This window comes from Paenibacillus sp. NPDC058367, from assembly GCF_042723305.1.
In the GTDB taxonomy this organism is placed as follows: domain Bacteria; phylum Bacillota; class Bacilli; order Paenibacillales; family Paenibacillaceae; genus Paenibacillus_AQ.
Map to the genome: position 1 here is coordinate 529,899 of NZ_JBHXIZ010000002.1, position 16,780 is coordinate 546,678.

General features: G+C 42.8%; 15 protein-coding genes. 14 read left to right on the top strand and 1 reads right to left on the bottom strand.

All coding sequences use genetic code 11. The features are described 5' to 3' along the window. The first annotated feature begins 144 nt into the window (after positions 1-144). The 13 genes from ACFWMP_RS13105 (at position 145) to ACFWMP_RS13165 (ending at position 14,096) form a co-directional block, all read left to right on the top strand. Positions 145-1,926, top strand: a complete 1,782-nt coding sequence (locus ACFWMP_RS13105) for a methyl-accepting chemotaxis protein (protein WP_379423888.1) — start codon at positions 145-147, stop codon at positions 1,924-1,926. 186 nt (positions 1,927-2,112) lie between these two features. Next, positions 2,113-2,967, top strand: coding sequence for an AraC family transcriptional regulator (locus tag ACFWMP_RS13110; RefSeq protein ID WP_379423889.1), 855 nt, complete (start codon positions 2,113-2,115; stop codon positions 2,965-2,967). A 138-nt stretch (positions 2,968-3,105) separates the two neighbouring features. Next, entirely contained in the window at positions 3,106-3,996 is an 891-nt protein-coding gene (locus tag ACFWMP_RS13115; RefSeq protein ID WP_076286709.1) for a DUF6923 family protein, read from the top strand. Positions 3,997-4,029: 33 nt separating this feature from the next. Further along, on the top strand, positions 4,030-5,400 hold the full coding sequence (locus ACFWMP_RS13120) for an ABC transporter substrate-binding protein (protein ID WP_379423890.1): 1,371 nt from the start codon (positions 4,030-4,032) through the stop codon (positions 5,398-5,400). 85 nt (positions 5,401-5,485) lie between these two features. Continuing rightward, positions 5,486-6,394 (top strand): carbohydrate ABC transporter permease, encoded by a 909-nt coding sequence (locus ACFWMP_RS13125; RefSeq protein WP_379423891.1) that lies wholly within the window; start codon positions 5,486-5,488, stop codon positions 6,392-6,394. A gap of 84 nt (positions 6,395-6,478) precedes the next feature. Continuing rightward, positions 6,479-7,315, top strand: a complete 837-nt coding sequence (locus ACFWMP_RS13130) for a carbohydrate ABC transporter permease (RefSeq protein WP_081383077.1) — start codon at positions 6,479-6,481, stop codon at positions 7,313-7,315. Between the two features lie 12 nt (positions 7,316-7,327). Beyond that, positions 7,328-8,188, top strand: coding sequence for a metallophosphoesterase family protein (locus tag ACFWMP_RS13135; protein ID WP_339286959.1), 861 nt, complete (start codon positions 7,328-7,330; stop codon positions 8,186-8,188). Further along, positions 8,185-9,387: a Gfo/Idh/MocA family protein gene (locus ACFWMP_RS13140; RefSeq protein WP_379423892.1), complete on the top strand. Its 1,203-nt coding sequence runs from the start codon at positions 8,185-8,187 to the stop codon at positions 9,385-9,387. Before ACFWMP_RS13135 ends, ACFWMP_RS13140 begins: the two co-directional genes overlap by 4 nt. 2 nt (positions 9,388-9,389) lie before the next feature. After that, entirely contained in the window at positions 9,390-9,905 is a 516-nt protein-coding gene (locus tag ACFWMP_RS13145; protein ID WP_379423893.1) for a GNAT family N-acetyltransferase, read from the top strand. 163 nt (positions 9,906-10,068) lie between these two features. Continuing rightward, positions 10,069-11,097 (top strand): ROK family transcriptional regulator, encoded by a 1,029-nt coding sequence (locus ACFWMP_RS13150; protein ID WP_379423894.1) that lies wholly within the window; start codon positions 10,069-10,071, stop codon positions 11,095-11,097. 19 nt (positions 11,098-11,116) lie between these two features. Further along, entirely contained in the window at positions 11,117-12,319 is a 1,203-nt protein-coding gene (locus ACFWMP_RS13155) for an MFS transporter (protein ID WP_042189135.1), read from the top strand. Positions 12,320-12,384: 65 nt separating this feature from the next. Continuing rightward, complete coding sequence (locus ACFWMP_RS13160; protein WP_042189132.1) at positions 12,385-13,476, top strand: glycosyltransferase family 2 protein; 1,092 nt, start codon at positions 12,385-12,387, stop codon at positions 13,474-13,476. After that, positions 13,476-14,096, top strand: coding sequence for a glycerol-3-phosphate acyltransferase (locus ACFWMP_RS13165; protein WP_341124864.1), 621 nt, complete (start codon positions 13,476-13,478; stop codon positions 14,094-14,096). The genes ACFWMP_RS13160 and ACFWMP_RS13165 overlap by 1 nt, the downstream gene beginning before the upstream one ends. A 95-nt stretch (positions 14,097-14,191) precedes the next feature. Here ACFWMP_RS13165 and ACFWMP_RS13170 read toward each other — a convergent pair whose 3' ends face one another. Next, a complete protein-coding gene (locus tag ACFWMP_RS13170; RefSeq protein WP_379423895.1) occupies positions 14,192-15,700 on the bottom strand; it encodes an MFS transporter in 1,509 nt (502 codons plus the stop codon). A 114-nt stretch (positions 15,701-15,814) separates the two neighbouring features. Here ACFWMP_RS13170 and ACFWMP_RS13175 point away from each other — a divergent pair, with 114 nt between their 5' ends. Beyond that, positions 15,815-16,633 carry a MerR family transcriptional regulator gene (locus ACFWMP_RS13175; RefSeq protein ID WP_379423896.1) on the top strand — a complete coding sequence of 273 codons (819 nt, stop codon included), beginning with the start codon at positions 15,815-15,817 and terminating at the stop codon, positions 16,631-16,633. Positions 16,634-16,780: the final 147 nt, after the last annotated feature.

The following is a 16,780-nucleotide window of genomic DNA, read 5'->3' on the forward strand; positions in this document are numbered from 1 at the left end:
ATAAATGGCAAACGGACCTCTTATTAGGGGGGGCGTTTGCTTTTTTTTGTTAAATTATGAATTTCTTTTTTTGATTTATATTCCCAAAACTAGTACTATAGTATTAATTTGTAATTAATTCTAATAGGATGCGGAGCGGTGTATATGGTAAAAGTTACACGTACAAGGTTGCGACTAACAATTCGGAAAAAACTGCTCGTGATGTCACTCACACTACTAATTCTTCCCATCGGAATATTAGGAGCAGTTATTTATCAGATTTCAGTCAAAGAAACGAATCAGCTCATTGAGAGTAAACTGAGTTCAAGCGTAAACCTGGCTGTCGCCTTAATTGAGAATTTGGAAAATTCCGTTCAATCGGGGCAGTTGACTGAAGTGGAAGCCCAAGAACAAGTACGGACCTTACTACTTGGAAACAAAAATGAGGATGGTACTCGGCCTATTAATCAATCAATTGATTTGGGTCCAAACGGCTACTTCTTTATATTAGATAACAAGGGGGAACTGCTTGCTCATCCCAAACTAGAGGGAGATAATATTTGGGATAAACAAACCTCAAACGGTACTTTTTACATACAGGATTTGATTAAAGCAGCACAGAACGGTGGTGGAGCTACTTACTATAAATGGCCGCTACCTAAATCGGATGGTACTGGAAACGCTGTAGGAGAAGAAGCGTTGAAAATATCTTATGCTAAACTATCGCCCTCTTGGGGCTGGGTCGTAGCTGCAGGTTCTTATATGCAAGACTATAATACCGGGCAACAAACCATTCTAAAGGGAATTATTACTACATTGATTGTATGCGTTGTCATCGGAATCGCTGTAATATACATATTTGCACAACATATTTCAAGACCGATTGTACGCATTGCCCGTGAAGCTGAACGGATCGCTCAAGGGGATCTAAGCGGTAAAGCATTGACTGTGCGCAATCGGGATGAGATCGGACAGCTCGGAATCAGCTTTAATCAATTATCGGGTAATATTCGGCAATTGGTTGGGAATTTAACCATAAGCTCGGAGTTATTAGCTTCTTCCTCCAAACAGTTGTCTTCAACGTTAGGTGAAACCACAGCGGCACTTGTTCAGACTTCATCCTCAATGACTGAAGTGGCAAACAATAGTGAGAAACAAGCTTCCTCAACGCAGGAGACTTCCCAATCGATGGAGGAGATGGTAAAAGAGATTCAGCGAGTAGCTGAAGCCTCTACACATGCCTATCAGCTGTCGATGCAAACACTGGAAGAGGCTGATAAAGGAAACAGCCTTATCATTAACTCTTCCGAGCAAATGAACGCAGTAAGTAATACTGTTGATGATTTAGGGATCACCGTTACTAGTTTAAATGACCAGTCTCAACAAATAGGCACCATCGTCAGTACTATTAAAGGAATATCTGAGCAAACGAATCTATTAGCGCTTAATGCGGCAATTGAAGCTGCTCGATCAGGAGAACAAGGCAGGGGATTTGCAGTGGTAGCTAGTGAAGTCCGTAAGCTGGCAGGACAAACAAGTGAAGCAGCTGAAAGGGTTTCAGTCATGGTTGAAGAAATTATTACGCGTATAGGTCATGCCCATCATTCGATGAGTAAAGGCCAAAATGAAGTCGCAGCAGGGGTTCAAGCGATTGATGATACGGGTAAAGCATTTGAACGCATTTTGCAGGCCACCCGGACCATCGTAGATCAGGTGGAGCAATCCTCGACCGCTGCACAACAGATGTACACGGGCTCCGAACAAATATCTGCTGCGGTGATGGAGGTCGAGCAGGTTTCATTGCACTCAGCTTCTGCTGCACAGACTGTATCTGCTGCCACTCTGGAGCAGCTTGCATCTATGGAGGAAATTGCCGCATCTGCTCGCAAGCTTCAAGAGGGTTCAAATGAAATGCGTGCTTTAGTAAATCAGTTTAAATTGGAATAGATGTTCAGACTTAGAGTTACAGAAATAGAATATGTAAAATATTAAAGAGGGGGAGTAACCCCTCTTTTTTGCTGTTCTGACGTAAATAACCTTTTGAATACTAAGGGGAAATTAATATAGCTTTTACAGCTCATTAACGCGGAGCGTATACTGGCTTGCTATATTGAAGGGAAAAGGGGGATGAATATGAAAGAAATGGAAGAGTCGTCCTTTGCAGCTGCTCAGCCTGTCCTTGCAAGTGATACTTTTGGTTGGGATAAGCTTCAGGTTTCGCAATGGTATAGCCCGCAGCAAGCATTCACCCCATCCTCGGAGTCTAAATATTTAATAGGAATTCACTGCACAGCCTACTACGAAAATTACTACACCATTCATATTACCCCCTGTAATGAGAGCCTTCTTTGCCCTTGGGGCAGAACCTCGCTCTATTTTTTGAAAATAGAAATTACGCCAGCGGTACTCGAAGAGATTGCTCGTGAATCTGGTTATCTAAAGGAAGGTCATATCCAGTTGGACCGCAAATTTCATGTCAAGGATTCCAAGCTACTGCAATTAGGGCTTTGGATGCTGGAGGAATTACAGAATGGCGGTGCCAAAGGAAAAATATATAGCGAATCCTTATCCAATATGTTAATTATTCACTTGTTACAACACTATTCTTCAGTGATTCCCCAGCATTCAAACCGAAAAACGCCAGCCAATCAAGAAATATTTCAGGTCATTCAATTTATGCGTGAGCGTTTAGAAGATGAGATTCAACTGACTGATCTCGCTGGCATGGCTAATATGAGCCAGTCGCATTTTATTCGGATTTTTAAACAACAGACAGGATATACACCCCATAATTATTTAATTCGCCTGAGAATCGAACGTTCTAAATTTCTTATTCGTTCCGGAAAAATTGGTTTGAAGGAAATTGCATCTCAGGTTGGTTTTGCCGATCAAGGTCATTTTACTAGATTATTTAAACGAGAAACCGGCCTAACCCCAAAGTTATATGCGAATCAAAGCTCCTCCAAACCTAATCATATGATTTATTGATTTTATTCTTGCAAATGAGAGTTTTGTTCAAGGAAAGAAGTGTTTTGTTCAATTAGAGAGCTGTTGCCAGCTCCTATAATAAGGTTGAAGTAAGGCGCACAAATGCCGAACTACAACCTTATTAGGAGGAGAGAAAACATGAGATTAAAGAGATTATTCAGTCTGATTTGCGCGGGGGTACTTACGACCAGTTCTTTATCTTTAGTAGCATCTGCCACACCAGTCGGACCGGATAACCTAGTAAACACCGAGGTAGAAATCAGTGCAGAGTCAACTTCAACTTCAGCTACAACTGCTGGAACTTGGCATGAAGTATCTAAGCAAACCTTCTGGTTACTTGATGCCCTGGAACGGGGACAAGGGGTGGCTACAGACGGGAATTCATGGATCTTTAATTCCTCGTATGGGCTCTTACGGACTGGACTTGATGGAAAATCCGTAAAAGCACGGAATGAATTGGCTATTCCACTGGAGATTGCCTCCCAAGGTGGAGACCATATCGGTGATATTTCCTACTATAACGGTAAAATATACGCTCCTATTGAAGACGGCAAAAACTATCAGCATCCTTACATCGCCCTCTATGATGTGAACACATTGAAATATACGGGTACATCCTATGCTTTACCGTTGAATCTGCATATTGGCGGTGTGCCTTGGGTAGCCGTTGATGCCGCTCGCGGTCAGGTCTACACAGCTCAGTGGAGTAATGCTAGCGTCTTGAATGTACTAAGTCTTGACGATATGCATGTGATCACTACCGTTCCACTCTCCCAAAGTATCGATCGAATTCAAGGTGCCGAAGTGTATAACGGTGTTCTGTATGCTTCTACGGATAACGCAACCCAAACGGTTTATCAGATTGATCCGGAGACTGGAAACGTATCTGTTGCCTTTGATCGCAATCTGCCTAGTGGTACTGAAGCCCAAGGAATTGCTGTATTGCCTACCGCTGATGGTGCACAGCTCCATATTCTTGATGTAGGCTCGAATCGCATTAGTGTGAACTTTCGCCATTATGCATTTTAATTCAAATCCAAGCGAAAAAAGGGGCTAACAGAAATGCTAAAGCAAACCAAAACTATTCTAACACTGCTATCCGTCTCAATGCTGGCAGTAGCGGGCTGCGGACAATCTAATAACAGTACGGCTGAAGCCAAAGAAAATACCGCTCAACCCACAGCAATCGCTGCAACTCCGGAATCCACAGAGACTCCAGCCGCTAAGCCGGTGGAGATTACATTTTATTATCCGGTTAATGTTGGTGGTCCCCTTACAAAAGTAATCGATGGGATGGCTAGTGCATTCATGGAGCAGCACCCGGAAATTAAGGTTAATCCCGTGTACACAGGTAATTACGGTGACAATACCGTGAAAATTCAAGCAGGTGTGCAGGCCAAACAGCCACCGGATGTCGCGGTCATGATGTCAACAGAGCTGTACAGTATGCTCGATATGAATGCAATCATTCCGCTGGATGATTTTATTGCAAAGGACACGGATATACAGATGGCTGATTTTTATCCCGCCTTTGTAGAGGATACACAGTCTGAAGGTAAAACGTACAGCCTGCCTTTTCAGCGAAGCACGATTGTTATGTACTACAACAAAGAAATGTTCAAAGCCGCAGGACTTGATCCAGAGAAACCACCCACTACATGGGATGAGCTTGTAACCTATGCTAAGAAGCTGAACAAAGACGGTCACGTGGGGCTGGAAATTCCGGGCAATGATGATTCGTATTGGATGTTTCAAATGCTTGCACGGCAAAATGCTTCCGATCCGAAGCAAAACATAATGTCCTCCGATGGCAAAAAAGCGATGTTCGATACGCCGGAGAATGTGGAGGCATTGCAATTCTGGTTAGATTTGTCCCATAAATACAAGGCGATGCCGGAAGGTGTTATTGATTGGGCAACCGTTCCGACAGATTTCATTCAAGGCAAAACAGCCATGATGATGCATACAAGCGGCAACTTAACCAACGTAAAAAATAACGCGAAGTTCGAATTCGGCGTAGCGTTCCCACCCGCACAAAACCAATTTGGATCACCTACTGGAGGAGGTAACCTGTATATTTTCAAGGACACATCTCCTGAAAAACAAGCTGCAGCTTGGGAATTTGCCAAATATATGACGGCTTCAGAACAAGCTGCCCTCTTTAGCAGCTCATCCGGTTATGTTGGCGTAAGAAAATCTGCATACGATACAGATGCTATGAAGAAGTATACAGCGGATTTCCCGCAAGCATTGGTAGCGAGAGATCAATTGGAATATGCGTTCCGGGAATTGTCCACTCATAATCATGGTAAAGTATCGACGGCAATTACGAACCAGATTCAAGCGGCATTGGCAGGAGAGATTGATGCAGCAGGTGCACTTAAAAAGGCTCAAGCAGAAGCAGATCAGGCACTTGCTCCCTTCAATAAGTAAGCTTTGAGGTATGGAATACGCCAGGACGGCTCGATAGCTTGTTCTGGCGTCATTACTTTATTCATTAATCGTAGAAACCTTAATCATGGAAGGATTGAATGGTATGAATGCCGGATGGAGTGAGAGGCTTAGACGAAACGGATTCGGCTGGGGACTAGTGTTGCCTTCGCTGCTCTTTCTTTGCTTGTTTACTTATTACCCTATGTTTAAATCGTTCTGGCTTAGCTTTTATGAGAAAAATTTGGCGACTCCTGAGCCTCTGTTCGTCGGTTTTGACAATTACGCTAATCTATTGCACGACAATGTCTTTATGAAGGTGTTCAGTAACAATATATGGTTCGCCATTGGCACAGTACCCACTTCATTAGCTTTGGCTTTCTTGATGGCACTGTTTGCCGACAAGGCGATAAAAGGGCGGGGACTGGCACGTCTTTCATTTTTCTATCCGAATATGATCCCGATGATCGCTGTGGCGAACATCTGGTTGTTTCTGTATACCCCTCATTTTGGGCTCTTTGCCAGACTGGCTTCATGGATCGCGGATCAGCCTGTGAATTTGCTGGGAACACCTGATACGGTGATGGGCGCATTAGTCATCATGATGATTTGGAAAGAAGCCGGATATTTTATGATTTTTTATTTAGCAGGAATGCAGCAGATTCCCAAGGATTTATATGAAGCGGCTGCAGTAAGCGGAGTCGGTACATTCACTTCCATCCGCAGAATCACAATTCCGCTCACGATGCCGACTACGTTGTTCGTGGCTGTTGTGGCGATAACCAATTCTTTTAAGCTGGTAGACCATCTCTGGATTATGACAAAGGGCGGTCCGAATAATGCAAGTAATCTGCTGCTTTATTATATCTACGAGTCCACCTTTAATTTCTACGATCAAGGGATGGCCGCATCGATGACGGTGGTCATGATCGTGCTGCTGCTCCTGATTTCCTCTTTACAGTTTTTTGGCTGGGATCGGAAAATCCATTATGAATAGGAGGTGGAATCCATGGAGGATAATCCACTAAAGCTGCCCTTAGTATTAAGGCAGAATACACGCAAAGCTTTAGAAGAGGAGCGCATGCTGAACTCCGAAAGAACGAAGCGCCGAATCGGGCAGATACTGTGGCATGCGGTTGGATTTACGTTTGCCGCGGCTTGGATCATTCCCTTCCTATGGGTGGTCAGAACGGCTTTTCTACCCAAAGACGTCGCTATCGATGCGGGATGGTCTTGGGACTTCACGTTTGTGAATTTGATTCATGTCTGGAATGGAGCGCCTTTTGGACGATTTTTTATGAATACATTGCTTGTGTGCGGTGTTGTGCTTGCTGTGCAACTCGTTACAATGACGATGGCTGCTTATGCGTTCGCACGGGTACGATTCGCCTTGAAAGATCTGTTATTCATGTTATTTTTGGTGCAAATTATGGTGCCGCCAGATGTACTTATCTTTTCCAACTATCAGGTGTTGAACGAAATGGGGCTGCTGGATACCAAGCTGGGGATTATGCTACCTTACTTTGCCTCCTCCTTTGGAGTGTTTCTGTTAAGGCAGTCCTTCAAGCAATTACCCTATGAGCTGGATGAAGCTGCTCGGGTGGAGGGCGCATCACGCCTGCATATTCTTTCAAGAATCTATGTCCCACTGTCACGCCCGATTTATGTGTCCTTTGCGATCGTGTCGGTCAGCTTTCATTGGAATGATTTCTTGTGGCCCCTTATTGTAACCAATTCGGAGGAGAATCGCTTATTAACTGTAGGCTTGGCGATGTTCGCAAAAGCCACGGAATCTGGTGCACAATGGTCCGATGTTTGTGCGGCTACATTGATTGTGTCTGCACCTTTAATGATTGGATTTTTATTGTTCCAGCGGCAAGTGATAGGTAGTTTTATGAGCTCTGGCATTAAAGGTTAGGAGGAGGCATTTATGAGGCTGGCGATTATTGGGGACTTACATTACCCGGACGAATTGTTAAACAACAAGGTTTTGATTAAAGAGGCACGAGATGCTTTTTACGAGCAATTTATGAATCTATTTTTGTCCATCCCAGCCGATTATCATATTTCCGTGGGAGATATGGTGCATGCAGGAGAATTTAGCGAATTTAATTATATCATGGGTAAGATTAAGGACAGCAAGCATTCTAGACGTTTTCTACATGTTCTTGGTAATCATGATACGTACACTTATCCTAAGGAAGAAATCCTTTCCGTCACCCGGCAGCAGCGATACAGTGTAATTGAAGAGACGAATGCAATCATTATTTTGCTGGATACCGCACGGGAAAATCGTGACGATTGGAGCGGAACACTTGATGATGAACAGCTGACTTGGCTCGAAGCACAAATGAAGCGGAAATCGGAGAAGCCTTTATTCGTCTTCGGTCATCATCCCTTGTATAATACGACGGCTAGATCAACTGAGCCAATGATGTCACTGGATCCCAGCTTAGATATTTGGCCGATATTGAAGCAATGGCAAGGTGTGGGTTTCTATTTCAACGGGCATAATCATGTGCATTCTATCGTCAGAAAAGAAAACTGGCATTTCATTCAAACAGCCTCCATCCTGGATATTCCTGCTGCTCGAATCCTTACTGTGCTTGAAGATGAAATCAGGTTAGAAATGGTGAATCTGGCAAGCGAGCAATTGAGTAAATGGTCTTCATTATTTACCTTCAGCATTTTTGATTATGAAAAATATCCGCAGGCTGAAGGGGAGACAAGAGATCAGGAGCTAATCATCAATCGACTTCAAATGGATAGAAAGCAGGTGGACCAGCAATGAATCGTCAGCCAGTAAGATTAGCGATCGTAGGTGGAAATCGCGGAGCCAGTTTTATGAATGCACTGTACTCTCTATCGGATCGGATAAATCTGACCGCCACTTGTGACTTGAATGAGTGGGTGCTTAACCAATGGAAAGAGAAATTCCCGGAAATCCGAACGTATCGGGATTATCATGAAATGTTAAAAGATTCGGCGATAGATGCAGTGTTTATCTTAAGCCCCATGCATTTGCATGCCAGACAATCTATTGATGCTTTAAAAGCGGGTAAGCATGTCCTAAGCGAAGTGATTTCGATCCAATCCTTAGAGGAAGCTTGGGAGCTTATCGAAACTGTTGAACAAACTGGACTTAAATATATGATGTCTGAAAATTACTGCTTCTCACGATCAAACCTGACGATTAAACATATGGCGGATCAAGGCATGTTCGGTGAAATTACTTATCTGGAAGGCGGATATATCCATGATTTGCGTCATTTGACTCATCATCCGGATGGTTCTCTGACTTGGCGGGGGCAATTACATCAGCAGTATAACGGGATCAATTATCCGACACATTCTATTGGTCCAGTTGCGCAATGGATTAACCTCAATAAGCCTGAGGGTGATCGATTAAAAAGCGTCTCGTCTTTTGTTTCCAAATCTAGATCCTTACAATATTATTTCGGAGAGCATTATGGAAAAGATCACCCAGCAGCACGTGAGGGATTCTGGCGGCAAGGGGATAGCGCGGTTGCGGTCATTCAAACGGAAAAGGGTGTACTGATTGAACTGCGTGTAGACTGGTCCTCCGTTAGACCGCATAATAAAACTCATTATTTACTGCAAGGAACTGAGGGAGCGTATATTACGGGCCGCCATCAGTACGAAGAGGATTTGATCTGGTTCAAGAATCTCTCGCCCAAAAATATAGCGGATGGAGAGGAAATGTGGGAGCCTTTAAGCAGTTATCAACCACTCTATGATCACCCGACATGGATGAAATGGGGCGAATATGCCGCTGGGACGAAACATGGCGGAGGCGATTTTATGGTGCTTGAAGAATTTATTTCTGCTATTCAGGAGGATCGAACCCCTTCGGTGGACGTATATGATGCCGTTACTTGGAGCTCTGTGTTTACATTGTCTATGGAATCTGTAGAGAATGGTGGAAAAGCAATAGCCTTTCCCGATTTTAGAACGAGAGTGAGGAATTGACGGTGGATCAGACCCTTTCCAAACTTGTGATGAAAAAAGAAATGCTGTCCGACTTGCCTGTTTTTCACTGTCCTACCGGGTATCTAATTCGTCATTTCGAGCCGGATGATGAACGGAACTGGGAAGAGCTTATACGCCATTCTTTTACAAGGGAAGTTAAATTTGCTCATAAAATCAGTGATCATGTACCCTTGTATTCGGATCGCTTGTTGTTCATTTGCCGCGGGGATCAACCTGTAGCTACTGCTACGGCCTGGGAGTCGGGTAGTGATGACAATAAGAACTGGTACTTGCACATGGTTGGAGTGCTTCCAGAATATTCTGGTAAAGGTCTCGGCTATGCTGTGAGTCTAGCTGTCTTGCACAAAATAAGAGATTCAGGGGGAACGGCGGCATGTTTAGAAACTGATGATTTCAGACTGCCCGCCATCCGCATTTATTTGAAATTAGGATTTCAGCCTGTGTACTTGGATGAAAGCCATCCTGGAAGATGGGAACGAATCCTGCAAAGGCTTTGAATTTGTTGATAATTAGGGGGGCTTCATGCCCCTTTATTCATGTTGGAGCTTCAGAAGGGGCCGCATCCAAAAATTATGTTGTCGTTAAGAAGTATTCCTGCTATAGTCATACTGACTTATTAAATGCATTTAATAAGTCAGTATGACTATAGGTGGGAGAGCCATGGCAAGTGATAAAAGACTTCCTTCACAGCAACTCAAATCTGAAATTATTCGAAATATTCGAACAGCATTATTAGAATTAGGAAGGGCTACGAAGGCGGAGTTAAGTCAAAGATTACAATACAGTTTTCCAACGATCAGTAAATTTCTAATGCAGATGGAAGAGACTGGGGAAGTAACGATCATTGGCCTTGATGAGTCTAGTGGCGGAAGAAGGGCAATAAGATACGCCTATAATCCGAATTACCGATTAGGGATGGCTATTTTTTTGGAAAAAAATGAAACAAACTATACGATCTATAATTGCATTGGAAATGTTGTAAAAGAAGGGAATTTACCTAGTATTCTTGAGGAAGACGTTAGTACACTGGTCTCGCTTATCGAAGGTGAAAAAAAGGCTAATCCTAAGATTCAATCTGTAGCGATTGGTGTTCCAGGCGCGGTGAAACAGGGGAAGATTTTTCTGATCCCAGGTTATGCGAAATATCAGAATCTAGATTTGAAAAGATGTATAGAAGATCAGCTCTCTATCCCGACAATCGTGGAAAATGATATGAATGCCGCTGTAATCGGTTATATGGCGCAAAGAAATTTGAAGGAGAATATTTCTCTGATGTATCTGTATTTAGGGAAAAACGGACCGGGAGCTGGGATAGCCGTTAATGGTGAAATTGTTCGGGGAAAGACGTTTTTTTCAGGGGAAGTTCAATACATGCCCCAGTATGACAATAGAAATTTCATAGAAGCATTAACTGGAGATCAGGGTGGATCAAGCATGCAGCCGGATCATAAAGTAGATGCGATTAGTCGGTTAGTGGCTACTATGACCTCTATTTTGAATCCGCATTATATTATTTTTTGTGAGGATGAATTAGCTCCAGCTATGCTTAATCAAATCGCCGATCGAACTGCTACATACGTTCCTAAGGAACATCTTCCGGAATTAGCGGTAAGTGACTTGAAGCGTGATTATCTGAATGGATTACAAAGTCTTGGATTAGGTTTATTAGTTTCACAACAAATAGATTAGAACCCTTAAGGAGATAACGATGGCTACTTTTTTTCTTATTATTATTTATTTAGCATTTATTAGTTTAGGACTACCAGATTCATTGCTTGGATCCGCATGGCCGGTAATGAGATTAGATCTAAATGCCTCATTAGGTACTGCTGGTATCCTTTCGATGGTTATTGCAGTAGGCACAATTGTCTCCAGTTTGATGAGTGGTACAATCCTTAAACGTTTTGGTACGGGGAAAGTGACCCTTGTAAGCTGTATTATGACGGCTGTAGCTTTATTTGGTTTTGCATGGTCACCTTCGTTAGTATGGCTAATTGTTGCTGCGATTCCACTCGGTTTAGGTGCGGGATCTGTAGATGCCGGATTAAACAGTTATGTTGCTACGCACTATAAAGCCCATCATATGAGCTGGTTACATTGTTTCTGGGGAGTGGGCGCGACGCTGGGTCCGATTATTATGGGTTCTTTTATCTCTGGTGAAGGTCTTTGGCGAGAAGGTTATCTTACGGTTGCTTATATTCAATTGAGCTTAGTTGTAATTCTCTTCGTTACGCTGCCTTTATGGGATAGAGTGGCTGGAAACAATAGCAACCTGAACGCTGATAGCGAACATGAGCTCAATCATCCGGAGCTAGAGCAAGCTGCTGAGAACACAAAACCTTGGAAGCTAAGAGGGGTTAAGCTTGCGATGTTAACCTTCTTATTTTATTCTGCCATCGAAACGAGTATGGGGTTATGGGGGAGCAGCTTTCTAGTAAATATCAAAGACATCCCTGCATCCACTGCAGCGACATGGGTATCGGTATTTTATCTAGGGATTACCTTTGGCAGAATGGTGACGGGCTTCATTACGTTTAGAATGAGTAATAAACAGCTAATACGATATGGCCAGCTCATTGCTTTAATCGGTACAGTGCTCTTAGTATTACCGCTTCCAACGATAGTTTCGCTGGTAGGGTTTATGATTATCGGTCTGGGTTTAGCCCCTATTTTCCCATGTATGCTACATGAAACCCCTGTACGATTCGGGAAGAAGCATGCTCAGTCAATTATGGGCTTTCAGATGGCAACAGCTTATACTGGTACCACGCTGGTACCGCCATTTATCGGTTTACTGGCCTCGAATTTTACATTGGGTATTTTTCCTGCGATGATCGTTTTTTTCGCTATCGTCATGCTTTTATGTACAGAAAAGCTTAATAAATACTCAGCTAAAGTAAATGTAGGTTAAATTTGAAATGAATATATTACGGACTAACCCCTCATATATATAGATGTAGAAGGGGGGGAACCGTAATGTGGTTGTTAATGGTTATAGGCGTTGGATGTCTCTCCGGTTTTATTTTGTTCAGAAAAAATACCTTGAGCACTTATCACGAGCCTAATCAAGGACCGGAGAAATTGTCCATTATCATTCCTGCAAGGAATGAAGAATATAATTTGCGTTATCTGCTCGATTCACTTCAGTCTCAGACCCTTACACCCTATGAAATTATTGTGGTGGATGACTTCTCAGAGGATCGGACCAAAGAAATTGCCGAAAGCTATGGGGTTAAGGTTATTGTGAACAGCAGTCTCCCTGAGGGGTGGACGGGTAAGAGCTGGGCAGTATGGAATGGATATTTACAGGCCTCGGGTGATATTTTTGCTTTTTTGGATGCGGATATCCGATTAAAGCCTAACGCCTTGGCTTCATTATTAAAAGCAAGGGAGCTATCGAAAGGCGTCATTTCGGTAGTTCCTTTTCATCATACAGAAAAGCTGTTTGAGAGGCTCGCCCTAATCATGAATATGCTGGGGATCTTCACGTTCACCTCAGTTTTTGAAAGGAATAACGCCAAAAAAGGGCTGTACGGCTCGTGTATTCTAGCATTAAGGCAGGATTATGAAAAAGTTAATGGCCATCAAAGCATTAGATCTGAAGTGCTGGATGATTTGTCTTTAGGAGAAAAATTTATTGCGGCAGGTGTTCCGATCACCAATTATATCGGGTATGGCTTAGTATCGTTTCGCATGTATCCGAAGGGAATCAAAAGTGAAATTGAAGGGTTCAGTAAAGGGGCTGTCTTAAGCACTTCAACGATAAGTCCGCGGACAATTATTCCAATCGCGCTTTGGGTGATCGGACTCATCATCTCAGAAACCGTGTTTATTTTTGCGAATACTTCATGGTTTATGCCTTTATTGATCGGTTATCTCCTTTATATGTTCCAGCTCTTTTATTTTATAAAATATGTAGGTGTATTTGGCATCGTTATTCCTGTATTTCACGTGGTAGCAACTGTTTTCTTTATCTTGATCATGCTGTATTCGATTTATCAGGTTGTTTTTCTGAGGCATGTAAGCTGGAAAGGAAGGCATATCCAGGTGGGAGGCCATAGGGACTAATGATCATATTGTGGGTCGCGGGTTTATTTTTGTCGGGATCTCTTATGTTTTCCTATTGGCTTGGTCTAGCGCGTAAAAAGAACCTGAAAAACATTGGCGACGGTAATCCGGGGGCTTTGAATCTATGGAAGTCGTCAGGCTATAAATTCGGCATTTTGGGGATTATATTGGATTTTTTAAAAGGGTATCTACCTCTTCTATGGGTAATGGGAAGTCATTATAGTCAGGGGTATTTCATTATTCCGTTAGCCTTAGCTCCCATTGCGGGTCATGCCTTCTCTCCCTTTCTTAAAGGAAAAGGTGGGAAGGCAATTGCAGTAACCTTTGGGGTATGGAGTGCATTGACAGGATTCAAAGCTTCTTTAGCGCTAGCAGTCATTTTAGCAGTGCTGAAAATGCTCAGCAGTTGGTTCAAAAGCAGAGGAAATTCACCTGTATCGGATGGTGTGCAAGTGGTTAGCGGAATGCTGCTTCTTTCCGTTTTTTTGTACATTAGTAAATGGTCTGCTCCTATCTTGTGGGTATGGTTTGGAAGTTTTGTGATCCTTGTGTATACGCACAGGTTAGAATTGGCAGTGTGGGTGAGGAAGTATTCATCAAGGAAACGAAAAGGAACATAATATAGGCTTGGTATAAACGAGGGTGTCCCAGCAGCTATCGCATAGCTGTTGAGACACCCTTGTTTGGTGAAGCAATAGCTTCATCTTTTCTAATATTAGTGTTCTATGATTGAGGATTTACGTTTTGACGCAGCACGGATAATAAACGCAGAAGCTAACAGAAGGATTGTGGCAGTGGCAAGGACAACAATAAAAGACTTATCAAAAGCTGATTGTGCGGCTTCAACGAGCGCGGATCCAGCAGCAGTAGGCATATTTTCTGCGGCTAGAAGAGCCTCGTCAAGGCTGTCGCGAACGATCGGCGGGACTGTTAGTTCATCAGGGAGAACTAATGATGCTGTATAGATGAATGACGAAAGACTGCCCAGAAGTGTAATACTTAGGGCGCTGCCGAGTTCGAACGATACTTCCTCTATAGATGCGGCCATGCCAGCTTTTTCGACGGAGACATTTAGCATGATTGAATTTGAGGCGGCAGTCATGGCTCCCCCAAGACCTGCACCCAGAATCATTAAGGCTGCGAATTGTAACAATATATTTCCGTCATGGAAGAGTAGAAGGGTGCCCATTCCTATACCTGACACTAACAGACAGACCCACTGTACTTTTACTTTGTCCACTCGATGCAACACAAGTCCGATGAGTATCCCTGAGATGAAGGACGCTATCGAAGTGAATACAACGTACAAGCCTGCTTCCAACGGTGTATATCCAAGAACAAGCTGGAGCCGTTGAGTCACGATCAATTCCATTCCAATAAGTGCAAAACAAGACAATAGAGCTGTAGCCACTCCAGTAGTAAAGTGGGAGTCTCTAAATAGTGCAAAATCTATTAATGGATTCTGGCTCTTACGTTGATGGCGCATAAATATGATCATAGCTACGACACCAATCACGGCAGATAACACAGCGATGGAAATTGAACCTTCACGTCTGCTGATCTCCTTAACTGCATAAACAAGGGCAACCAGACCAATCATAATTTGAACGGAACCAATGAAATCCCATTTCTTATTCTTATTCCCATTAAGATTTGGGATTAGTAAGATGGCCAAGATCAGTGCAAGAATAACTATAGGAATATTGATGAGGAACACCGATCCCCACCAGAAATGCTCCAGTAAAAAACCACCAACGAGTGGACCCATTCCTGCTCCCACAGAGGTGACAGATGCCCAAATACCTACGGCTAGTGAACGCTCACGCTCATCCGAAAAGGTAGTTCGAATAATGGAGAGTGTTGCGGGCATCATCATGGCTGCACCAATAGCTAGTAGGGTACGCGCAGCAATAAGCACGAGAGGTGTCGGCGCGTAGGCGGCGATTAATGAAGCCAACCCAAAGATAGTAAGTCCCATAACGAAGAGTTTTTTATGCCCAAGACGATCGCCTAGTGTGCCAAGACCGAGTAATAATCCTGCCATTACAAGTGGATAAATATTTACGATCCATAGTTTTTCCGATGCAGAAGCAGCAAGATCATGAGTAAGTCGTGGTAGAACCGAATAAAGTACGGTCATGTCGATGACGATCATAAAGAGTGCGCTGGACACAATCGCCAGCACGATCCAGCGTTGAAATTTAGATAGATTTGATGAAAACATAGGAAATCCTCCTAAGATGATAGTAGCTAATAACGTTACCTTGACAAGGTAATGGTGTTCCGTTATTGTACTTTGAGGTATAGGGTAACCCGATAGTCAAGAGGAGTGATTTGAATGTCTATTGATTATGATCAATACTTTACGACGAGCGAGTTCGCAAAGGTATGTGGGGTAACAAAGCATACGTTATTCCATTATGATGACATTGGTATATTAAAACCGGAGATCGTGAAGGAAAACGGATATCGTTATTATTCCTATAAGCAGTTTTATACCTTCGATATTATTGCCGTACTAAAAGGGACAGGAACGCCGTTGAATGAGATCAAAGAATATATACAAGATCAAAACACATTGCATTTTTTATCCATGCTTAAGCAAAAACAGCTGCAGTTGGTTGACGAACAAAAAAAGTTAGAGCGAATGCAGAGGCTTTTACAAGGGGCTATAGATAATACGAATCGTGCGCTCTACGTTAATTGTGGAGAACCCTGGGTCGAGGAATGTGATGAAGAGTATTTTATTGCGGTTAGACTCTCGAAGGAGAAGGGTGAGAAGGATCATGTTCGAAAAGTATATCGAATCTTCGATTATTGCGATGAACATCATCTTGAATATGACTTTCCGATAGGTTCGATTATTTGTAAAAGCAGTTTGGAAGAAGGCGACTATGACCCGGATTATTATTGTAATAAAATCAATGAAAAGCATAACGGTGAATTACTTTATATCAAGCCAAAGGGTAAATATTTGATCATGAATCACAAGGGATCTTATGAAACCTTACCTGCGTCCTATGAGAAGCTAAAGTCTTATATTGCTGAAAAGGATTTACACATAACCGGAAACGCTTATGAGTATGAATTGCTTAGTTATTTAGCTGTAGGGGATCCGGATAAGTATGTTATTCAAATTGCGATCCAAACCTTTTGAGGTTTAGAGCATTGGATTGACTTTTAAATTGGCTTACAAACTGACACGCTTGGGATTCCAAGCGTTTTTTTTATGGATACCTGATGGCTTGAGCATTAACCAGTTGCGACATTTTTATTATCTATATTGATTGACAATGATAATCAT